Source organism: Thiobacillus denitrificans ATCC 25259 (assembly GCF_000012745.1).
Lineage (GTDB): Bacteria > Pseudomonadota > Gammaproteobacteria > Burkholderiales > Thiobacillaceae > Thiobacillus > Thiobacillus denitrificans_B.
The window spans coordinates 78,410-99,969 of record NC_007404.1 but is presented as its reverse complement, the minus strand read 5'-3'; the positions used below and the strand labels follow the sequence as shown (position 1 = coordinate 99,969).

General features: G+C 66.0%; 17 protein-coding genes and 1 tRNA gene. 11 read left to right on the top strand and 7 right to left on the bottom strand.

Annotated features, from left to right (window positions below; genetic code table 11):
• Window positions 1-8 precede the first annotated feature (8 nt).
• Window positions 9-1,340: an adenosylmethionine--8-amino-7-oxononanoate transaminase gene (gene bioA, locus TBD_RS00460; RefSeq protein ID WP_041432148.1), complete on the bottom strand. Its 1,332-nt coding sequence runs from the start codon at window positions 1,338-1,340 to the stop codon at window positions 9-11.
• A 134-nt stretch (window positions 1,341-1,474) separates the two neighbouring features.
• On the opposite strand from bioA, the gene groES reads away from it, so the two are divergent.
• The 4 genes from groES to TBD_RS00440 all read left to right on the top strand — a co-directional run bounded on the left by groES (window position 1,475) and on the right by TBD_RS00440 (window position 6,246).
• Entirely contained in the window at window positions 1,475-1,765 is a 291-nt protein-coding gene (groES, locus tag TBD_RS00455) for a co-chaperone GroES (protein ID WP_011310605.1), read from the top strand.
• A 51-nt stretch (window positions 1,766-1,816) separates the two neighbouring features.
• A complete protein-coding gene (gene groL / locus TBD_RS00450) occupies window positions 1,817-3,460 on the top strand; it encodes a chaperonin GroEL (RefSeq protein ID WP_011310604.1) in 1,644 nt (547 codons plus the stop codon).
• A 198-nt stretch (window positions 3,461-3,658) separates the two neighbouring features.
• The gene (locus tag TBD_RS00445; protein ID WP_011310603.1) at window positions 3,659-5,548 is read left to right on the top strand and encodes a DUF294 nucleotidyltransferase-like domain-containing protein; all 1,890 of its coding nucleotides are present in this window, start codon (window positions 3,659-3,661) and stop codon (window positions 5,546-5,548) included.
• Window positions 5,545-6,246 carry a 3'-5' exonuclease gene (locus TBD_RS00440; RefSeq protein WP_011310602.1) on the top strand — a complete coding sequence of 234 codons (702 nt, stop codon included), beginning with the start codon at window positions 5,545-5,547 and terminating at the stop codon, window positions 6,244-6,246. Before TBD_RS00445 ends, TBD_RS00440 begins: the two co-directional genes overlap by 4 nt.
• 58 nt (window positions 6,247-6,304) lie before the next feature.
• Here TBD_RS00440 and TBD_RS00435 read toward each other — a convergent pair whose 3' ends face one another.
• The 3 genes from TBD_RS00435 to TBD_RS00425 all read right to left on the bottom strand — a co-directional run bounded on the left by TBD_RS00435 (window position 6,305) and on the right by TBD_RS00425 (window position 8,916).
• Window positions 6,305-8,119 carry a sodium:solute symporter family protein gene (locus tag TBD_RS00435; RefSeq protein ID WP_011310601.1) on the bottom strand — a complete coding sequence of 605 codons (1,815 nt, stop codon included), beginning with the start codon at window positions 8,117-8,119 and terminating at the stop codon, window positions 6,305-6,307.
• A gap of 24 nt (window positions 8,120-8,143) precedes the next feature.
• Window positions 8,144-8,410, bottom strand: a complete 267-nt coding sequence (locus TBD_RS00430; RefSeq protein WP_011310600.1) for a DUF4212 domain-containing protein — start codon at window positions 8,408-8,410, stop codon at window positions 8,144-8,146.
• Between the two features lie 164 nt (window positions 8,411-8,574).
• Window positions 8,575-8,916, bottom strand: coding sequence for a hypothetical protein (locus TBD_RS00425; RefSeq protein ID WP_011310599.1), 342 nt, complete (start codon window positions 8,914-8,916; stop codon window positions 8,575-8,577).
• A 172-nt stretch (window positions 8,917-9,088) separates the two neighbouring features.
• On the opposite strand from TBD_RS00425, the gene TBD_RS00420 reads away from it, so the two are divergent.
• Window positions 9,089-9,164 (top strand) — tRNA-Phe (locus TBD_RS00420).
• Between the two features lie 204 nt (window positions 9,165-9,368).
• Here the strand turns inward: TBD_RS00420 and TBD_RS00415 are convergent.
• Both TBD_RS00415 and TBD_RS00410 read right to left on the bottom strand, forming a co-directional pair.
• Window positions 9,369-11,564, bottom strand: coding sequence for an EAL domain-containing response regulator (locus TBD_RS00415; protein WP_041432145.1), 2,196 nt, complete (start codon window positions 11,562-11,564; stop codon window positions 9,369-9,371).
• Window positions 11,565-11,588: 24 nt separating this feature from the next.
• Window positions 11,589-13,550 carry a sensor histidine kinase gene (locus TBD_RS00410; protein ID WP_011310597.1) on the bottom strand — a complete coding sequence of 654 codons (1,962 nt, stop codon included), beginning with the start codon at window positions 13,548-13,550 and terminating at the stop codon, window positions 11,589-11,591.
• A 159-nt stretch (window positions 13,551-13,709) separates the two neighbouring features.
• On the opposite strand from TBD_RS00410, the gene TBD_RS00405 reads away from it, so the two are divergent.
• From TBD_RS00405 to TBD_RS00390, 4 genes are all read left to right on the top strand, one after another.
• A complete protein-coding gene (locus TBD_RS00405; RefSeq protein WP_011310596.1) occupies window positions 13,710-14,675 on the top strand; it encodes a D-alanyl-D-alanine carboxypeptidase family protein in 966 nt (321 codons plus the stop codon).
• Between the two features lie 100 nt (window positions 14,676-14,775).
• Window positions 14,776-15,732 carry an AEC family transporter gene (locus TBD_RS00400; RefSeq protein ID WP_011310595.1) on the top strand — a complete coding sequence of 319 codons (957 nt, stop codon included), beginning with the start codon at window positions 14,776-14,778 and terminating at the stop codon, window positions 15,730-15,732.
• The gene (locus tag TBD_RS00395) at window positions 15,729-16,607 is read left to right on the top strand and encodes a 2-hydroxy-3-oxopropionate reductase (RefSeq protein ID WP_011310594.1); all 879 of its coding nucleotides are present in this window, start codon (window positions 15,729-15,731) and stop codon (window positions 16,605-16,607) included. The genes TBD_RS00400 and TBD_RS00395 overlap by 4 nt, the downstream gene beginning before the upstream one ends.
• On the top strand, window positions 16,604-16,957 hold the full coding sequence (locus tag TBD_RS00390; protein ID WP_011310593.1) for a hypothetical protein: 354 nt from the start codon (window positions 16,604-16,606) through the stop codon (window positions 16,955-16,957). Before TBD_RS00395 ends, TBD_RS00390 begins: the two co-directional genes overlap by 4 nt.
• A gap of 72 nt (window positions 16,958-17,029) precedes the next feature.
• On the opposite strand, the gene TBD_RS00385 is transcribed toward TBD_RS00390, so the two are convergent.
• The gene (locus TBD_RS00385) at window positions 17,030-17,707 is read right to left on the bottom strand and encodes a Crp/Fnr family transcriptional regulator (protein ID WP_011310592.1); all 678 of its coding nucleotides are present in this window, start codon (window positions 17,705-17,707) and stop codon (window positions 17,030-17,032) included.
• Window positions 17,708-17,827: 120 nt separating this feature from the next.
• Here TBD_RS00385 and TBD_RS14180 point away from each other — a divergent pair, with 120 nt between their 5' ends.
• Complete coding sequence (locus TBD_RS14180; RefSeq protein ID WP_011310591.1) at window positions 17,828-19,705, top strand: NosR/NirI family protein; 1,878 nt, start codon at window positions 17,828-17,830, stop codon at window positions 19,703-19,705.
• Window positions 19,706-19,786: 81 nt separating this feature from the next.
• Window positions 19,787-21,514, top strand: a complete 1,728-nt coding sequence (locus TBD_RS00375) for a nitrite reductase (RefSeq protein ID WP_011310590.1) — start codon at window positions 19,787-19,789, stop codon at window positions 21,512-21,514.
• Window positions 21,515-21,560 lie beyond the last annotated feature (46 nt).

Here is a 21,560-nt window from a genome sequence, read left to right as displayed (position 1 = left end):
CGCGCCCGCTATACCTCCGGGGCGTCGAGGCAGGCGAGCAGCGCGTCGCAAACCTGCCGCATCTCGTCGTCGCCGGTCACGTAGGGCGGCATGACGTAGACCACGTTGCCGATCGGCCGCACGAACACGCCCTGCGCGAGCGCGGCGCGGTGAAAGCGCGCGGCGAAGCCCGGGGTCGCGCCGGCGACGTCGAAGGCCCAGATCATGCCGCAGCGGCGGAAGTGGCGGACCCGTCGGTGAGCCCGAACGGGCGCCAGGATGGTCGTGAAGGTGGCCGCCTTGGCGCGGTTGGCGGCGATGACGTCGTCCTGCTCGAATAGGTCGAGCACCGCGAGCGCCGCGCGGCAGGCGAGCGGATTGCCGGTGTACGAATGCGAATGCAGAAAGCCGCGCGCCGTTTCGTCGCCGTAAAAGGCCGCGTAGACGGAATCGGTCGTCAGCACCGACGACAGCGGCAGATAGCCCCCGGTGATGCCCTTCGACAGACAGATGAAGTCCGGGCGGACCGGCTTCGGCGCGGGTCCGCCCGGCAGCGGCGCCTGCTCGAAGGCGAACATCGTCCCGCTGCGGCCGAAGCCGACCGCGATTTCGTCGGCGATCAGATGCACTTCGTAGCGGTCGCAGAGTTCGCGCGCGCGCGTCAGGTAGATCGGGTCATACATCGCCATGCCGGCCGCGCCCTGCACGAGCGGCTCGACGATCAGCGCCGCGGTCGTTTCGGCGTGCGCGGCGAGATGCGCCTCGAGCGCGGCGGCGCAACGTTCGGCGAAGGCCGCGGGCGACTCGCCCGACGCGGCGAGCCGGGCGTCGGGCGAGGGCACGCGCGCGCTGTGCCGTAGCAACGGTTCGTAGGTCGCGCGGAAGAGCGGAATGTCGGTGACCGACAGCGCGCCGACGGTCTCGCCGTGGTAGCCGTTTTGCAGGCTGACGAAAGCGTTCTTCTCCGGGCGGCCGGTGTTGCGCCAGTAGTGAGCGCTCATTTTCAGCGCGATTTCGGTCGCCGACGCGCCGTCCGACGCGTAAAACGCGTGTCCCAGGGCGGTGAGCGCGCTGAGCCGCTCCGAGAGCGCGACGACCGGTTCGTGGGTCGCACCGGCGAGCATGACGTGCTCGATCCGCCCGAGCTGGTCGGTGATCGCGGCATTGATGCGCGGATTGCAATGGCCGAACAGGTTGACCCACCAGCTCGAGATCGCGTCGACGTAGCGCCGGCCCGCGGTGTCGATGAGCCACGGGCCTTCGCCGCGCGCGATGGCCAGCGGCGGCGTCGCCTCGAGATCCTTCATCTGCGTGCAGGGGTGCCAGACGGCGGCGCGGGTACGGCTTAAAAGATCATCCATGGACTTGAAATTGTCATAGGGCGCCCCTATTATCAGCACTCTATGGCGGCGAGTGCTAATCACACCCTCGCCGCTTCCTTATTTTCGGGCAGCCGCGGCTGCCGGTTATCAACGCTAGCAATGGAGACTTTGCAATGAAAATCCGTCCTCTGCACGACCGAGTGATTGTCAAACGCATGGAAGAAGAGCGCAAGACCGCCTCGGGCATCGTGATCCCCGACACCGCCGCCGAAAAACCCGATCAGGGTGAGATCGTGGCCGTCGGCGCGGGCAAGAAAGACGACCAGGGCAAGCTGATTTCGCTGGACGTAAAGGTCGGCGACCGCGTGCTCTTCGGCAAGTACGCCGGCCAGACCGTCAAGGTCGAGGGCGAGGAGCTCTTGGTGATGCGCGAAGAAGACATCATGGGCGTGGTCGAGCAGTAAGCCGCCACCGCACGCAAACCCAACCGAATTCAAATATCTAGGAGTTAAGCAATGGCTGCAAAAGACGTACGTTTTGGTGATTCCGCGCGTCACCGCATGGTGGCGGGTGTCAACGTTCTGGCTGACGCCGTCAAGGTGACGCTGGGCCCGAAAGGCCGCAACGTGGTACTCGACCGTTCTTTCGGCGCCCCGACGGTGACCAAGGACGGCGTGTCGGTCGCCAAGGAAATCGAGCTCAAGGACAAGCTCGAGAACATGGGCGCGCAGATGGTCAAGGAAGTCGCGTCGAAGACCTCCGACGTCGCCGGTGACGGGACCACGACCGCGACCGTGCTCGCCCAGTCGATCGTCAACGAAGGCATGAAGTTCGTCGCCGCGGGCATGAACCCGATGGACCTCAAGCGTGGCATCGACAAGGCGGTCAACGCGATCACCGAAGAACTGAAGAAGATCTCGAAGCCCTGCACGACGAGCAAGGAAATCGCCCAGGTCGGCTCGATCTCGGCCAACTCCGACGCCCCGATCGGCCAGATCATCGCCGACGCGATGGACAAGGTCGGCAAGGAAGGCGTGATCACGGTCGAAGACGGCTCCGGGCTGGAAAACGAGCTCGACGTCGTCGAGGGCATGCAGTTCGACCGCGGCTACCTGTCGCCCTACTTCATCAACAACGCCGACAAGCAGATGGCGATCATGGACGATCCCTTCATCCTCTTGTTCGACAAGAAGATCTCCAACATCCGTGACCTGCTGCCCGTGCTCGAGCAGGTCGCCAAGGCCGGCAAGCCGCTGATGATCGTCGCCGAAGACGTCGACGGCGAAGCGCTCGCCACGCTCGTCGTCAACAACATCCGCGGCATCCTCAAGACCTGCGCGGTCAAGGCGCCGGGCTTCGGCGACCGTCGCAAGGCGATGCTCGAAGACATGGCCATCCTGACCGGCGGCACCGTGATCGCCGAGGAAGTCGGCTTGAGCCTCGAGAAGGCCACCCTGCAGGATCTGGGCCGCGCCAAGCGCATCGAGGTCGGCAAGGAGAACACCACGATCATCGACGGCGCCGGTGACGGCAACGCGATCAAGGGCCGCATCGCCCAGATCAACAAGCAGATCGAGGAAGTCACCTCCGACTACGACAAGGAAAAGCTGCAGGAGCGCAAGGCCAAGCTGGCCGGTGGCGTCGCCGTGATCAAGGTCGGCGCTGCGACCGAAGTCGAGATGAAGGAGAAGAAGGCCCGCGTCGAAGACGCGCTGCACGCGACCCGTGCCGCGGTCGAAGAAGGCATCGTTCCCGGCGGCGGCGTGGCACTGCTGCGCGCCAAGGCCGCGGCTGCCGCGATCAAGGGCGACAACCACGACCAGGATGCGGGCGTGAAGATCGTGCTGCGCGCGATCGAGGAGCCGCTGCGCCAGATCGTCAAGAACTGCGGCGACGAGCCGTCGGTCGTCGTCAACAAGGTGCTCGAAGGCGAGGGCAACTTCGGCTACAACGCCGGCACCAGCGAGTACGGCGACATGGTCGCGATGGGCGTGCTCGACCCGACCAAGGTCACGCGCACCGCGCTGCAGAACGCCGCATCGATCGCCGGCCTGATGCTGACTACCGACTGCATGGTCGCCGACCTGCCGGAAGACAAGGCGCCCGCGATGCCGATGGGTGGCGGCATGGGCGACATGGGCGGCATGGGCATGATGTAAGCCCGTCGTTCGACCGCGGCCGGCTCGAGATGTCCGTCAGGGCACCTGCGGGTAACGAACAGCACCCTGTTCGGCCGTTCAAAAGCCCCGCCTCGGCGGGGCTTTTTCATGCACGCCACTCGCGCTTCTCGCCCAGCACCTTGCCGAGCGAAGCGTCGCCTGACGATAATGGGGCGACGACACGCCACAGGAGAGTCCATGTCAGAGGCTGTCAATTCGCTGGTCCAGGCGACCGTCGACCACCTCGCTCAGTTCGCCCCCTTCGATCAGATGGCACGCGAGCACCTGCTCTGGATGGCCCGGCGATTGTCGCTCGGCTATTTCGCCCAGGGCGAGGTCATTCTTGCGCCCGAGCAGGTCGCGCCGCTGCAGTTTTTCGTGATCAAGCAGGGGGTCGTGCAAGGTGAACAGGGCCGCGCGCAAACTACGGACGGCGCGCCCTGGCTCGAGCTGCGCGAAGGCGAATGTTTCCCGCTCGGCGCGCTACTCGCCGAGCGCCCGGTCACGAGCGTCTACCGCGCCGGCAGCGACGCCTTCTGCTACCAGCTCGCGGCAGCGGATTTCCTGCAGTTGACGCAGCTGAGCGAGCCCTTCAAGGATTTTTGTACGCGGCGGATCGCCAATCTGCTCGAGCATTCGCTGCGCCGGATTCACGCCGGCTACTCGAGGGCAAGCGCCGAGCAGCAGTCGATGAGCAGCCGCCTCGCGGCCATCGTGCGCCGCGAGCCCGTGACCTGCTCGCCGCAAAGCTCGGTGCGGCAGGCCTTGCAGTCGATGAAGACACAGGGCGTCGGGGCGATGGTCGCCGTCGAAAATGGCGTCCCGCGAGGCATCCTCACGCTTCACGACGTGTTGGACCGCGTCGCGCTCGCGGGCGCCGACCTCGAACGGCCCGTGATCGACATCATGAGCACGCAACTCACCACGCTGCCGCCGCACGCGCTTGCCCACGATGCGGCGCTGACCATGGCCAAGGAGGGCATCCGCCACGTTCTCGTGACCGACAACGGCCGCCTCACCGGCGTGGTCTCGGAAAAGGATCTGTTCAGCCTGCAACGCGTTGGGCTCAGCGAAATCAGCACGGCGATCCGTCACGCGCCCGATCTCGATCTGCTCAAGCAGAGCGCTCGCGACATCCAGCAGCTCTCGCGCAACATGCTCGCGCAGGGCATCGCAGCCGAGCAGTTGACGCAGATCATCACCACGCTCAACGACCTGCTGACGACGCGTGTCATCGAGCTCGAATTGCAGGAGAGTCCCGCCCGCGACATCGAATTCTGCTGGCTAGCGCTGGGCTCCGAGGGGCGCTTCGAGCAGACGCTGAACACCGATCAGGACAACGGCATCATCTTCGCGCCGAAGGCGGGCGAGTCGCCCACCGCGCAGCGCGAGGCGCTATTGCCCTTCGCCAAACGCGTCAACCTCGCGCTCGCCGAATGCGGGTTTCCGCTCTGCGGCGGCGAGGTCATGGCGTCGAATCCGAAGTGGTGCCTTTCGCTCGAGGAATGGCAGGACACCTTCGACCGCTGGATCTATCACGGCGCGCCGATGGACCTGCTGCATGCGACGATCTTCTTCGATTTCCGTCCGCTCTACGGTGCGGTCGGTCTCGGCGTCGAATTGCGCGACTGGCTGCGCGCCGCCGCACCGAAGAACTCGCGCTTCCTGCACCAGCTTGCGGTCAACGCCCTGCGCAACCGCCCGCCGCTCGGGGTCGTGCGCGACTTCGTCACCGGCGACGATCACGCGGTCGACCTCAAGCTCAACGGCATCACCCCCTTCGTCGACGCTGCGCGCATCTTCAGTCTCGCGATCGGCGGCACGCAGACCAACACGCTCGAGCGCCTGCGCGAGATCGCGGCGCCGCTGAAGCTTGCCAGCCGCGATGTCGACGCCTACTGCGAGGCCTTCCTCTTCATCCAGCTGTTGCGCCTGCGCCTTCACCACGGACAAAGCGAACAGGGTGCGTCGCTCGGCAACCGGGTCGACCCCGACACGCTCAACAATCTCGACAGCCGCATCCTCAAGGAAGCCTTCCGCCAGGCGCGCAAGCTGCAGACCAAGCTCGGCCTGCACTACCAGGTATGAACTGGCTGGCGCCTCGCTTCGGCAGAAAACCGGAACTCTCGCCGCAGCAGGCCGCGCGTCTGGCCGCCTGGCGCGCGCTGCCGTCGCCGCGCCACGATCTGCCCCTCGACGAGGGCCGCTGCGTGGTGGTCGACGTCGAAACGAGCGGACTCGACCCTCGCCGCGATCGCCTGATCGCGATCGGCGCGGTCGCCGTCTCCCGAGGCAAGGTGCAGCTCGGCGACAGCCTCGAAATCGTGCTGCAACAGGACACCGTCAGCGAGAAGGGCAACATCCTGATCCACGGCATCGGCGGCACGGCGCAGCGCGCGGGCGTGCCGCCCGCCGACGCCTTGCTCGCCTTTCTCGAATACCTCGGCAAGGACCCGCTCGTCGCCTTCCATGTCGCCTTCGACGCGCCGATGATCCGCCGTGCGATGAAAGCCTTTCTCGGGCTCGATTTCAGCCACGCCTGGGCCGACCTGGCCTACGTTGCGCCGGCGCTCTACCCGCGGCTCGCCCGGCGGCGCCGCAGTCTCGACGACTGGATGAGCGAATTCAAAATCGGCAACTACGCGCGCCATAACGCGCTGGCCGACGCCCTCTCCACCGCGCAGTTGCTGCTCGCCCTGCGCAAGGCGCTCGATGCCCGCGGAAGCGCGAGCTTTGCCGGCCTCAAGGACCTCGAGTACACGCAGCGCCGCCAGTCCGGTTTCTGAGCCGGTGCACAAACAAAAACCCCCGCCGCGGCGGGGGTCTCGTCGAGCGGCCGGCGGCTCAGTGCGCCTGCGCCGTGCCGGCGCCGCGCGGGTAGCGGATACCTTCGACCAGGTGCTGGATATGATCCGGGCACTTGGGCGTCAGCTTCATCACCAGATAAGCCACGGCAAAGTTGAGAATCATGCCGACGACGCCGATGCCCTCGGGCGAGATGCCGAACAACCACTCGGAATCGGGCACCTTGGACATGCCGAGCAGCACGTCGCGCTTGAAGTACACGATGTAGGCCAGCGTGAAGCTCAGCCCCGTGAGCATGCCGACGATCGCGCCGGCCCGGTTCATGGTCTTGCTGAAGATGCCCATGACGATGGTCGGGAACAGCGACGCGCAGGCCAGACCGAAGGCGAAAGCCACGACCTGCGCGACGAAGCCCGGCGGGTTGTAGCCGAGATAGCCGGCGATGAGCACCGCGACCGCAGCCGCGATGCGGCCGGCCGCGAGTTCCCCCTTCTCCGAGATGTTCCTCGCGAAGACCCCCTTCAGCAGGTCGTGCGAGATCGCCGAGGAGATGACGAGCAGGAGGCCCGCGGCGGTCGATAGCGCGGCCGCAATGCCGCCCGCGGCGATCAGCGCGATCACCCAGTCGGGCAGGCCGGCGATTTCGGGGTTGGCGAGCACCATGATGTCGTTGTCGACCTTGCCTTCGAACTTGCCATCCTTGCCCTTGGAGCCGAGCTCGTTGCCGGCCCATCCGGCGGCTTCGGCCTTGGCTAGCACGGTCTCGTCCTTGCTCTGGTCGTTGTAGTACTGGATGCGGCCGTCGCTGTTCTTGTCCTCCCACATGACGAGACCGGTCTTCTCCCAGCGCTTCATCCACTCGGGGCGCGTCTCGCCCTCGATGCTCGCGTCGGGGGCGAACATGTCGCCACCGCTCGCCACCGCGGTATTGACCGTCGCGTGCAGGTTGTAGCGCGCCATCGCGCCGACCGCGGGCGCGGTCGTGTAGAGGATGGCGATGAAGACCAGCGCCCAGCCGGCCGACAGCCGCGCGTCATGCACTTTCGGCACCGTGAAGAAGCGCACGATGACGTGGGGCAGACCCGCCGTGCCCGCCATCAGCGCGAGTGTGATGCAGAAGACGTCGATCATCGTCTTGTTGCCGGCGGTGTACGCGGCGAAGCCGAGATCGGTCACGGTCTGGTTGAGCTTGTCGAGGAAGTACATCTCGCCGGTGTGCCCGCCGAGGCCGAGCTGCGGGAAGACGTTGCCCGAGATCTGCAGCGAAATGAACACCGCCGGGATCGTGTAGGCGAAGATCAGCACCACGTACTGCGCGACCTGGGTGTAGGTGATGCCCTTCATGCCGCCGAGCACGGCGTAGAAGAACACGAGGCCCATGCCGACCAGCAGGCCGGTCGTGATGTCGACTTCGAGGAAGCGCGAGAACACGATGCCGACGCCGCGCATCTGCCCCGCGACGTAGGTGAAGGAAATGAAGATCAGGCAGATCACCGCGACGATGCGCGCCGTCTGCGAGTAATAGCGGTCGCCGATGAACTCGGGCACCGTGAACTTGCCGAACTTGCGCAGATACGGCGCCAGCAGCACGGCCAGCAGCACGTAACCGCCGGTCCAGCCCATCAGGTAGACCGAGCCGCCGTAGCCGAGGAAGGCGATCAGGCCGGCCATCGAAATGAACGACGCGGCCGACATCCAGTCGGCGCCTGTCGCCATGCCGTTGACGATCGGGTGCACACCGCCGCCCGCGATGTAGAACTCCTTGGTGGTTCCGGCACGCGCCCAGATGGCGATGCCGATGTAGAGCGCGAACGACAGGCCTACGACGATGTAGGTCAGGGTTTTCAGATCCATTCGAGTTATCTCCCGGTTCTCTGCTTATTCTTCGTGGACGTCGTGCTCACGGTCGATCTTGTCCATGCGCTTGGCATACCAGAAGATCAGACCGACGAAGATGAAAATGGACCCCTGCTGGGCGAACCAGAAGCCCAGCGGATAACCGCCGATGCGGACCGTGTCGAGCGCATCGCGGAACAGGATGCCTGCCCCGAAAGAAACGACGAACCAGATGACCAGGGTTGCGACGAGCAGGCGCAAGGTCGCGCGCCAGTACGCCTGGGGATCGAAATTTTGTGGCTGGGACATGGACACTTTCCTCCGCTGGTGAGTGTTACGACCGACTGAAACCGCACATCAAATAGTGTTTTTTGCGCACTCTACACCGTCGCTACGTTCCAACCCTAGGAGCTAAGCCACGATAGTCAAATTTGACCAGTCGAATGACGGCCATAGCGATGCCGTCGACGCCCTCAAACCCTCGCGTCGACGTGTGCCCGGTGCACGACGACACGCAAGGCAAAGTAATACGTCCAGATGATGAAGGCCGTCAGTCCGGTCCAAAGCGCGAACTGAAGGCCGAGCGTAACGACCGCGACACCGACCGCGAGCAACCCGATCCCGCCCGCCGAGTTGATCGCCATCACGACGCCTGCCCAGCGCGCCCCGTCCCGCACCGGGCGCCCGCGCCAATCCGCGACGTAGCGCAGATCGCGGCGCACGCCGATCGACCAGGCGCGGTACAACATGCCGATTCCCAGGAAAAAGATGCCGACGAACATCAAGCGCGCCAGCCAGACAAACCCTACCTCCATGCATTGAGCCCTGTCCGAGATGTGCCGACGGCATGCTCCCCGATCTCCCCGAAGCGCGCAACCGCCCTGCGAAAGCGCTCGTCAAAATCGCCCCATCCTTGACTCGCAACGGCTTTAAGGTTTAAATGCCGGGCTTCGATTGGTCGGCGCTTCCGGCCAAGCCGCATCCCCAGGCCAGGTAGCTCAGTTGGTAGAGCAGCGGATTGAAAATCCGCGTGTCGACGGTTCGATTCCGCCCCTGGCCACCAGATTTCTGCAGATTTCAGAGCGTCCTCCCTAGCGTTTTTGAAATCCCGCACTCTTACTTGCTCCTCATCTCCGCGCCGGCGTACAGCCCAAGTGCTACGCCATCGCTGCGTGGCGTGGTGGATAAAACGCGCCCTGCCCGCCATCGCGACGACGCCATCGACGCTTCTTGCTCAGAGCCGTATCCGCCGAAAAAGCACGACGCCTCAACCGGCCGCCTCGACAAAGCCACGCGTATGCCGGCCGAGCAGTGCGGTGGCATCGTGGCCAGACATCGGCACGCTGTAGTAGTGGCCCTGCATCTCGTGACACTGCATCTGCTGCAGGCAGGCCAGTTGCGACTGCGTCTCGACCCCCTCGGCGACGACGTTGAGATTCATGCCTCGGCCCATCGCGACCATCGCGTTGACGATCGAGAGGTTCTCCTCGCGCTCGAGCTCCTGGATAAAGGACTGATCGATCTTGAGCGTATGGATCGGGAAGCGAGAGAGGTACTTGAACGAGCTGTAGCCGGTTCCGAAGTCATCGATCGCAAGCCTTATGCCCGACGCCGACAGGCGCCCGAGCTTGATCGCGTTGGCCTCGAAGTCGCGCATCAGCAGGCTCTCGGTGATTTCGAGTTCGATCTGCTGGCCGTCGAGTGCATGGACCTGTACGGCACGCATGACGCTCTCGACGAAGTCGGGGCTCTCGAGCTGGCGCGCCGAGATGTTGACCGACAGGCGCACCTGCGGCAGCCCGGCGCGGCGCCATTCGGCCATCTGGGCGCTCGCTTCGCGCAACACCCAGTCCCCGATCGGCACGATGACGCCGGATTCTTCGGCGACCGGAATGAACTCGGCCGGGCTCAGGAAGCCGCGCTGCGGGTGCCACCAGCGCAGCAGCGCCTCGAAACCGCGCACCTCGCCGCTCACGGTGTCGACCTGCGGCTGGTAGAACAGCACGAATTCGTTGCGCGCGAGCGCACGCCGCAGGTCGGCTTCGATCTGCATGCGCTCGGAATAGGGGGCCTGCATGCCGGCTTCCCAGAACTGCAGCCGGCTGCGGCCCTGCGCCTTGGCCTGGTACATCGCGATCTCCGCCTGACGGATCAGGCTGTCGATCATCTCGCCGTCGTCGGGCGCGACGCAGGCACCGATGCTGACCGAGATGTAGATTTCATGACCCTTGACGTACACGGGCCGGGACAGGACCTGGATGATCTTGCGGCAGATCTGTTCGACGTCGCCGCGGGACAGCAGGGTCGGCAGCAGCACCGCGAACTCGTCGCCGCCGAGGCGCGCGAGCGTGTCGCCCTCGCGCAGGCACTGGCGCAGGCGCGCGCCGACCGCGAGCAGCAGTTCGTCGCCTATGGTATGGCCGAGCGAGTCGTTGATGACCTTGAAATGATCGAGATCGAGACTCAGCACGGCCAGGGTCTTGTGGCTGCGCTTGGCCTGCGCGAGCATCAGCGCGAGGTGATCGCGGAACAGCGCGCGGTTCGGCAGACCGGTGAGCAGGTCGTGATAGGCCTGGTAATGCACGGTCTCCTCGGCCTGCTTGCGCTCGGTGACGTCTTTCGCGACGCCGTAGCTGCCGATGAAGCGGCGCTCGAAAAGCGTGGCGTCTTCGTCATACATGCCCGTCGCGGTCAGCTCGACGGCCTTGCAGCGGCCGTTCATGAGGCGCGGCCGCCGCATGCCCGGGTTGCACTTGAGGCGGATCTCGATGTTGCGCGCGCTGCGGTCGCCGGCCCGCCGTTCGTTGAAGACGTGCTCCGCGCGCGCGAGGTCCTCCTCGTGGATGATCGTGCTGTAGTGCTGTCCGAGCAGGTCCTCGCGCGTGTAGCCGAGCAGGCTTTCGACGCGGTCGTTGACGAAGGTGAAGCGGCCGTCGCAGTCGAGCGTGTAGATGAAATCGGGCGAACTGTTGACGAGGAAGCGGTGCCACTTCTCGGATTGCTGCAGCCGCTGCAGGATGTGGTTGTTTTCGCGTTCGAGGCGACGGCGCGTAAGCGTGTTGTCGACGCGGCGCAGCAGCTCCTCGGGCTCGTAGGGCTTGCGCACGAAGTCGGCTGCGCCGCCCCTGAGCGCGCGGATCGCGGCGTCGATCGTGCTGTCTCCGGACACGACGATCACCGGCGTGTCCGCGCTGCGGTCCGCGACGAAACGCAGCACTTCGGCGCCGCTCAGGTCGGGCATGCCGAGATCGAGCAGGATGACGTCGAACTGCTGCTTGCCGATCGCGATCAGGGCCTCGCAGCCGCCGTTCGCGGTCGTCACGTCGTAGTCGCGCGCCGCGAGCAGCCGCCGCATGCCTTCGAGGATCAAGATCTCGTCGTCCACGACGAGGATGCGCGGACGCGCGGGGAAGCTGCTCACCGTGCTCCGCTGCGGGTGGGGATGCAAGGGGTCGTCTGACACGGGGGCGTTCTCCTTGTGCACGGGTTACATCGACCCGTAGCGTGTTGTCGTGAGGGGCACCTGACCGCCTTGCAGCGCAGGCAGGCGGATCAGAAAATGGCTGCCTTGCGGCGTACTGGTGCAGCTGAGCTGCCCGTTCATGCGTTCGACCAGATTGCGGCTGATCGCCAGACCGAGGCCGGCATGGTCGCCGCCCTTTTCGCTGACGACGGGCTCGAACAGACGCGCCGCCACGGCGGCCGGCAAACCCGGGCCGGTGTCGGCGACCTCGATCTCGATGACGGACTGCTCGTTGGCGCGGGCGAGCCGGGTCGTGAATTTCAGTTGTCCGCCGGCCTGCATCGCTTCGACCGCGTTCTTCGCGAGGTTGAACAGGACCTGCTTCAGCAGATCCTTCTGCAGCGGCAGCGGCGGCAGGTTGGGATTAAGATCGATCTGCACGTTGACCTTGTTCGGTGTGAAGAGTGTGCCGAGCGCCATGCGCACGAGTTCGGACACGACGCTGTTGACCGACACCGCTTCGAGCGGCGCGCTCGGCACAGGATGTTCCTCGGCGAGCGTGATGCCCCGAACGATGCGCGCCACGCGCTCGATCTCGTCCCCGATGATGCCGAGGTCGCGCTGCACCGACGAATCCGCCCCGAGACGGTCGGACAGCAGGTTGACGTAGTTGCGCATGATCGTCAGCGGGTTCGCCACCTCATGGATCGCACGCCGCACGCGGTCGCGGGAGATGGCGTCCGCCGCCGGCTCGGGCACGATCGCGCCGGCCGCCAACGCGACACTCACCGGCTGCAGCGCCGTCGCGAGTTCCGCGAGCAGGAAGCGCCAGAGCGGCGCGCCGGCGATCCCGGGAACCGGATCGCCGGCGAGCAGCACCGCGCTGCGCCCGTCGGGCAAAACGAGCGGCTGGCAAACGAAACTCGAAACCCCCAGCACGCGCGCGATCTGCACGTCGACCAGCGCCGCCGCGTCGCCGCCTTCGAAGGATTGGGGCGCCTGCCCCGCGATCGCACGCGACAGCGTCGAATGCCCGTCGTCGACCGGAACGGCGAGCGCGTCGAGCGCTGCCGGCGCGGGCAGCAGCGCCGCCGGACGCAAGACAGCGCCTTCAGCGACCGCGAAAACGGCTGCCCGCTCGATGCCGAACAAGGCGCCGAACGCGTGGCTGCAGTGGGCGAACACCTGCGCAGCGTCGCGCGCCTCGCGAAAGTATTCATGCAGCGCCGCGTGCGCGGCTTGCGCCGCGTAAAGCCGGGCGAGGCGTTCGAGCGCCTCGCCTGACGGCGGGTCCTGCGTCCCGGCGAGGCCAAAGCGCTCGGCGTGCTGGCCTGCCTGCAGCCGCGCATCGGCGAGCAATTGCCCCCCTTCGGCGGCGCCCAGCGGCAGCGCAGCGAGGGCAGCGCGCACATCGACACTGTCAAGCGCGTCCGGGCGGGTGACCAGCTGGAAGGCAAGCTGGACGACGCGCAGCAACGGATGGGCCGCCCGCCCGCGGGCCAGCGGCTCGGCGTGGTAACGCAGGGCATCGGCGAGCCAGGGGGCGGCGTCGGGGTCGTCGACCCAGGCTGCGACCTGCGCCGCGGAGCAGGCATCGGCGGCCGGGTAATCGGCAAGATTGTGCGCGACGCCCGCAAGCCAGGCGGCATCAGCATCCGCGCCGGCACAGCGCCCGGCGAGCGCGCGCGCCAGATGCGCGACCGCAAGCGACTGGCGCCAGGCGGCGCCGTATGGACCTTGCGCGACGCCGGCCGCGACCGGCGCCGCAAGCAACACGCCGCGCAGCAGGTCCTGGTGCTGCGGCTCGAACAACTCGGGGAGCGCGCGCAGGCGGAGCAGCAACACAGGATCGAAGCGAACACAGGCCGCGAGCGCGGCCGCGTCGCCGCTCGACAGATGCCCGAGCGCCTCGGCAACGATGCCAGGCGCGCACGGCAGCGTCGTTAGCTGCGACTTCTGCAGTAATTTATTCGAATCGTCCCCCATCTGATTGCTATATAAAACGAATCCTGCTACACCGTCAATGTGGGAACCTAAAATCCGCAGGCAGGGTCGATAGCGCGGAAATCAGTTTCAAGTTTTGCCCACGCTATCCGTAGTGCTTGGCTCCTGTTACATTTTTGCTGTCGTCCTCGAGTCGCACCCATGAAAGCCCTTGTCTCCGGATTGATCCTGTTGTGCATCCATACCGGCGCCGCCGCGCTCGAGCCGCAGGCGTCGCTGCGCTGGAGCGAGCGTCTGGAGGCGCAGCCGGACGCCGAGCCCGTCGTCGACTACGCTCCGATGCCGGAGCTCAGCGCGCAGTCCGTCCTCGTGTACGACCAGGCGAGCGGACAACCGCTGCTCGCGAAGAACGCGACGATGCAGACGCCGATCGCCTCGATCACCAAACTCATGACCGCGATGCTGGTCATCGATGCCGACCAGCCGCTCGATGAACGGATCACGATCACCTCCGCCGACCGCGACACGCTCAAGGGCACGGGCTCCCGGCTCGCGATCGGATCGAGCTACACGCGCGGCCAGTTGCTGCATCTCGCGCTGATCGCGTCGGACAACCGCGCGGCGCATGCGCTCGGCCGCAGCTACCCGGGCGGGATCGACCGCTTCGTCAGCACGATGAACCGCACCGCGCGTGCGCTCGGCATGCACGACACCGTCTATGTCGAGCCGACCGGCCTGTCGAGCGGCAACCGTTCGACCGCGCAGGATCTCGCGAAGCTCGTCGACTTCGCGTATCAGAACTTCTCGGAAATCCGCAATATCAGCACGACCGGCTACTACACGCTTGGCACCCAGCGCGTGGTCGTCAAGAAGAAGCGCAAGAAGGCTCGCGTGCTCTACCGTCCGGTCGCCTTCAACAACACCAACCGCCTGACGCGGATGGACGATTGGGTGATCGGTTTGTCGAAAACCGGTTTCATCAACGAGGCCGGGCACTGCCTCGTCATGCAGGCGCAGATCGCCGAGCGCGACGTCATCATCGTGCTCCTCGACGCCACCGGGACGAATCGCCGCGCGGGCGACGCCGCCCGCATCAAGGCCTGGCTCGAATCGATGGGCACGTCGCGCAGCGCCGACAACCGCTACTCCGCCGCGTCACGCACCTGAGCCGTTCGCACCGGCGATTGGGCGCCAGTCCTCGCGGCTGACGCTCACGGCGCGGGCCGCGCCGCTATCATGAGCGCTCCGCCGGCCCGTTCCTTTCCGCATGTCTCCCGAACTCGCGCAGCGACTGCTGCTTGAAACCCTGCTTCCGCTCGCCTTGCTGATCGCCGCGGGCGGAATCTGGCCGCGCTGGCAGAGCGGCATCTCAATCGTCGGCCTGCGCGGCGAAATCAACCGGCTGGTCCTCAACTTCTTCGCGCCGATGCTGTTCTTCGCCGCAGGGGCCTCGGCGACCGTCGACTTCGAGCTGCTGCAGCTGCCGCTCATCCTCGGCGGCGCGACGCTCGCGGGTCTCGCGCTCGCGGCCCTCGCGCTCTTCGCGACGCCGCTGGGGCGCGGTCTTTCGCATCCACAGCGCGGCGCTGTCATGCTCGCAGCGGGCTTCGGCAACGTCCTGTTCTTCGGCTATCCCTTCCTGACCACCGTGTTCGGCGAGTCGGGCGCGCGCTACCCCTTCTTCGCCGACATGCTCGCGACGACGCCGCTGGTCTGGTCGCTCGGCGTGTGGATCGCGTTCCGCTGCGGGAAGCACACCGAGCATGCCTCGTTTCTGCGGATGTGGCTCCGGCTGCCGCCGGTCTGGGGGTTCGCGGCCGGGGTCGCGCTCAACGTCTCGGGCGCCGGGCTCGCACCGCTGGTCGAAGCCGCGCGGTGGGCCGGCAGTCCGACGATTCCGTTGATGCTGTTCGTGCTGGGGCTCACGATTCCCTGGCACGATCTGCGCCCGCACAAGGCGGTCCTGGTCGCGCTCTCGATCAAGCTCGCCCTGATGCCGCTGATCGCGCTCGGCATCGCGCTCGCGTGGCCCGGCAGTCTCGGCGAACCCGGCGAAGCCGGCGTCCTAGAAGCCGCAATGCCGACCATGGTCATGGTCATCGCGCTGGCCGACCGGTTCGGCCTCGACGCGCGTCTCGCCGGGCTTGTCATGGGCTGGTCAACGCTGGCGGGATTGGTTACGCTGCCATCCTGGCTATGGCTGTTGAAAGGGCTCGCATCATGAAAATCGGATTCATCGGCAGCGGCATCATGGGGCGTCCGATGGCGGAGAACCTGTTGCGCGCCGGCCACCAGCTGTACGTCTACGGGCGCCGCTTTGACCGCATCGAACCGATGCTCGTGATGGGCGCGCTCGGCAAGGGCACGCCCGCCGAGGTCGCGGCCGAATCCGACATCACCTTCACGGTCGTCTCCGACACCACCGACGTCGAACAGATCATCCTCGGCGACCGCGGCATCGTTCACGGCGCCCGCCCGGGTCACACCGTCATCGACATGAGCACGGTATCGCCGGCAGCGACGCGGCGCATCGCGGCCGCGCTGGCCGAGCGCGGCATCCATATGCTGGACGCACCGGTCTCAGGCGGTGAAACGGGCGCCCGCGAAGGCACACTCTCGATCATGGTCGGCGGCGAGGCGCCGATCTTCGAAAAAATTCGTCCGCTGTTCGAAACGCTGGGCAAAAGCATCGTGCACGTCGGCGGCCACGGCGCCGGTCAAGTCGTCAAGTGCTGCAACCAGATCGTGGTCGGCCTCACCTTCGAGGGCGTCGCCGAGGCGATCCTGCTCGCGCGCCGCAACGGCGTCGACCCGGTCAAGATGCGCGAAGCCCTGCTCGGCGGCTTCGCCGGCAGCCGCATTCTCGAAGTCCACGGCCAGCGCATGCTCGACTCCAACTACAAGCCCGGCTTCAAGGTGAAGCTGCACCACAAGGACATGGCGATCGTCATGGACAACGCACAGGAGACCGCGACGCCGCTACCGGGCGCCGCGCTGATCGCGCAGCAGATGAATGCATTGATGGGGGCCGGTGACAGCGAACTCGATTCCTCGGCCCTCATGCGGGCGCTCGAACGGCTGACCGCCGACTCCAGGTGAAGGGCAAGGAGCGGATCGTCTTTCTCGATCGCGCCGCCTTCGTTGCGGACGACCTGCCCATCCCCGACTTCGATCACAACTGGAGCGAGTATCCGGCCACCGAGCCGGCCGATCTCGTGCCGCGGCTGTTCTGGGCGACGACGGCGATCACCCACGCCTGCGCACTCGACGCCGAAGTGCTCGCGCAGTTGCACAAACTCAAACGCATTGTGGTGACCGGCCCCGCGCTGATCGATCCCGCCGCAGGCTCGGCCAACGACCGCATCGTCCGCCACCTGCCGCACAGCGAGACGCCCGCCGCGACGCTGATCGCACTGCTCGAAACGCTGGTGCGCGAAGCCGAAGCGTAGGGCGTCGGCGCAACGGCGCTGGCGTGGGAGAGACAGCCGCCCCGATAGACGGCGTGCGGCTTAGGCCGCCGTTCAGCTCAAACGCCGCAGCGCTTCGACGTCGTTGAGGACGATCATGTCGTCGTGGACGTCGATCAGATGCCCGGTCCGCAGCTTGGCCAGAACCCGCGACAAGGTCTCGGGCTGGATGCCGAGCCGCGACGCAATGACGTGCTTGGGCACCCTGAGCCGGACGCTGCCGGGCGCATCGCCGTCGGGCAGCTGCTCGAGCAGATAGCCGATCACGCGCTGGGCACCACTGTGCAAAGTCAGGTGGTCGATTTCGTTGATCAGGCTGTGGATGCGCTGGCTCATGGTCGAAAGCAGCCGCATGCAGAGGTCGCGGTTGCTGCCGAGGAGGCCGAGAAAGTGCCTGTTGTCGAGCGCCACGAGCCGGGTTCCGTCGAGCGCGCGGGCGTATACCGGGTAGCGGCCACCCATGAACATCACGGCCTCGGCGAAGTAATGGCCGGGCCGCACGAGATCCATCACCTTCTCCTCGCCGCTCGGCGCGACGCGGCAGAGCTTGACGATGCCGGAGAGGACAAAAAAGAAATGCGTGCACGGGTCGCCCTGGTCGAACAGGCACTCGTTCGGCGCGAGCTTGCGGACGCTGGCGTGGGCCAATACCTGATCGAACTCGGGTGGCGACAGGGCCGCCAACAGATAGCCTTCCTTCAGGACTTCAATATCCGCAGGGTCCAGATTCATGCGTGTAGTATACGGTCAAGGCCGGTTGACTTAAATCAAGGCAGTGCGACAGGCCCGGCGGGAACATGACCGGGGTATCGGTCAGGCCCACGCCCGACCACCGGTCAGAAGGTTCAGGCAATGTCGTATCCGCATTTGGCAAGCGCAGCTTCGCGCCCGGCGAGTCGGGTCGCGCGGCTTCGCCCTGGCGCCGTCTGGTCGCTGCTGATCGCGTTCATGCTGCTGTTCGGCACGATCCCGAATGCGGCGGCCGACCTCAGCGCACGCTACCCGCAGGTGCGGGCATTGTTTCCGGACGCCGACCGCTTCGGCGAATCCGAGGGCGATCCGCCGGCAAGCGCGGTCTACGCCGACAACGTGCTGGTCGGCTACGCCTTGCTCACCGCCGACATCGCGCCCATCCCCGCATATTCCGGCAGCCCGATCAACGTCCTGGTCGGCATCGATACCGGCGGACGCATCGTCGGCGCGCGCATCGTCCACCACGAGGAGCCGATCCTCGCCGCGGGCATCAGCGAGGCGCGCCTCGCCAGATTCGTCGACCAGTACCGCGGCAAGCCGACGAACGGCCGGATCAGCGTCGGCGCCGCGCGGGAAGGCTACGCGGCGGTCGACACGATCTCGGGCGCGACGATTTCGGTCATGGTCATCAATGCGTCGATCACGCGCGCGGTGCGCAGGGTCGCAGAATCGCGCGGCATCGCCGTGCAGGCGGCGCCGACCATTCCACCCGCTACCGCTCCCCTCGCTGCGGCTTTACCCGCTGCCGTGCCGGCCGAAGCGCAGCGCTCCCGCGAGCCGCCCGCCAGTCGGTCGACACCCGGCCCGAGTGTGCCGGCCGCCGTAGACAAGGCGCCGGCGGCGAACCCGTCCGTCGCCCCCGCGGCGGCACCACCGCCGGCGACCCGCGAGGCCGCACCGGCCGCGACGCCGCGTCTCGCCGCACCCTCACCGCCCGAAGCCAGCTTCGCCGAGGAGCCGATGTGGCAGACGGTGTGGCGGCAGCGCAAGCTCGACATCGCCTTGCTCGGACTCGGCCTCGTCGTCCTGACGTGCATCCTGCTGTTCCAGGACTACCTCGCGCGCCGCCCCGCGCTATTGCGCTGGGTGCGGCTGGGATTTCTCGTCTACACGCTGGGTTTCATCGGCTGGTATGCGCTCGGCCAGCTCTCGATCATCAACGTCCTGACCTTCGTTCAGGCGATCACCCACCAGTTCAGCTGGGATACCTTCCTGATCGACCCGATGCTGTTCATCCTCTGGTCGTTCGTCGCGGTCACGCTGCTGCTCTGGGGACGCGGCGTCTACTGCGGCTGGCTGTGTCCGTTCGGCGCCCTGCAGGAACTGAGCTTCCGCCTCGCGCGGCGGCTCAGACTGCCGTCTTTCGAAATCCCCCACGTCGTCCACGAGCGCATGCTCGCGCTCAAGTTCGTGATCCTGCTGGTCTTGTTCGCCCTGTCGCTGCAGTCGATGGGGCTCGCCATCCGGGTGGCCGAGGTCGAGCCCTTCAAGACGGCGATCAACTTCCGTTTCCAGCGCGAGTGGGGCTACGTCGCCTTCGCCGTGGCGGTGCTCCTACTCTCGACCTTCAACCGCAAGTTCTATTGCAAATACGTCTGCCCGCTCGGCGCGTCGCTGGTTTTTCCCGGCCGCTTCCACTCCTTCGAATGGCTGCGCCGGCGCAAGGAATGCGGCCGGCCCTGCCAGGCCTGCGCGGTCGAATGCGAGGTGCAGGCGATCCGGCCGACCGGCGAAATCGTCGTCAACGAGTGTCATCACTGTCTCGACTGCCAGGTTACCTACTATAACGATCACAAATGCCCGCCGCTGGTCGAGAAACGCAAGCGCCACGAACGCAGCAGCGCTCGCGAAGCGAGCGGCCCGGGGGCGGCCGAACTGGCACGGATCGCTGTCAGCGCCAGGCCCGCTCGCGGCGCGGCGAGTGCGAATGCAGAAAAACCACAGGCGGTCGATGGGAATCGTGTGCCGTTGACCTAAATCAAGGCGGGCGGCATAGGGCGTGTTTAATCTAGCGTCGGCGTTGCAGGATTTTTCACTTTTCACAGAGGGAGGATTCAGATGGACACGAGGCTCAGTATTCTGGCCGCAAGTATTTTTCTCATGGGTGCGACGCAGGCGATAGCCGCCGACGCACCGCCGTCCGGGCACCCGGGCACGCCCGATCCGGAGCTGCGCTACAAGGGCGCGCCGGTGCCGATCAAGCCCGAAGAAGCCCAGGAAACGATCACCCCGAAGGCGCCGCCCGTCACGGCCGCCGAATTCGCCCGTGCCAAGCAGATCTACTTCGAGCGCTGCGCCGGATGCCACGGCGTCCTGCGCAAGGGCGCGACCGGCAAGCCGCTCACCCCCGACGTCACCCTGCCGCGCGGAACCGAGTACCTGAAAGTGTTCATCGGCTTCGGCTCGCCCGGCGGCATGCCGAACTGGGGCAGCTCCGGCATACTGAGCGACGCCGAAATCGACATCATGGCGCGCTTCCTGCAGCACGAACCGCCGATGCCGCCCGAATACGGCCTGGCCGAAATGAAGGCCACCTGGAAGCTGAAGGTGCCGCCTGAAAAACGCCCCAAGAAGAAGATGAACAAGCTGGATCTGGAGAACCTCTTCTCCGTGACCCTGCGCGACGACGGCAAGATCGCGCTGATCGACGGAGACAGCAAGAAGATCGTCTCCACCATCGAAACCGGCTATGCCGTGCACATCTCGCGCATGTCGGCGTCCGGACGCTATCTTTTCGTCATCGGCCGCGACGCCAAGATCGACCTCATCGACCTGTGGATGAAAGAGCCGGCGGTGGTGGCCGAGATCAAGGTGGGCATGGAAGCGCGCTCGGTCGAAACCTCCAAGTACAAGGGCTACGAGGACAAGTACGCGGTCGCCGGCACCTACTGGCCGCCGCAATTCGTGATCATGGACGGCGACACGCTGGAACCGAAAAAGATCGTCGCCACCCGCGGCATGACCGTGGACACCCAGGAATATCACCCGGAGCCGCGCGTCGCCGCGATCATCGCCTCGCATGAGCATCCCGAGTTCATCGTCAACGTCAAGGAGACCGGCAAGGTCCTGATGGCCAACTACGAGGACATCAACAACCTGAAGGTGACCGAGATCGAAGCGGCGCGCTTCCTCCACGACGGCGGCTGGGATTCCACGCACCGCTACTTCATGTCGGCGGCCAACGCCTCCAACAAGATCGCCGTGGTCGACTCGAAGAAGCAGAAACTGACAGCGCTGGTGGAAGTGGGCAAGATCCCCCACCCCGGACGCGGCGCAAACTTTGTCGACCCGAAATTCGGGCCGGTATGGGCCACCGGCCACCTCGGCGACGACAGCATTGCGCTGATCGGCACCGATCCCGTCAAGCACAAGGCCAATGCCTGGAAGGTGGTGCGCACGCTGAAGGGGCTGGGCGGCGGATCGCTGTTCCTCAAGACGCATCCGAAGTCGAAGAACCTGTGGGTCGACAGCACGCTCAACCCGGAGGCGGGCATCAGCCAGTCGGTGGCCATCTTCGACATCGCCAATCTCGACAAGGCGCCGGAAGTGGTGAACATCGCCGAACTGGCAGGTCTGGGCGAGGGGCCGAAGCGCGTCGTGCAGCCGGAGTACAACAAGGCCGGCGACGAAGTCTGGTTTTCGGTGTGGAACGGCCAGACCCAGGAATCGGCCATCGTGGTCATGAACGACAAGACGCGCAAGCTCAAGGCCGTGATCAAGGACAAGCGCCTGATCACCCCGACCGGCAAGTTCAACGTCTACAACACGCAGCACGACATCTACTAGGCAGGCGAGGCGGGGCAGCGATCTGCCCCGCCGCTTTCCCACGGCG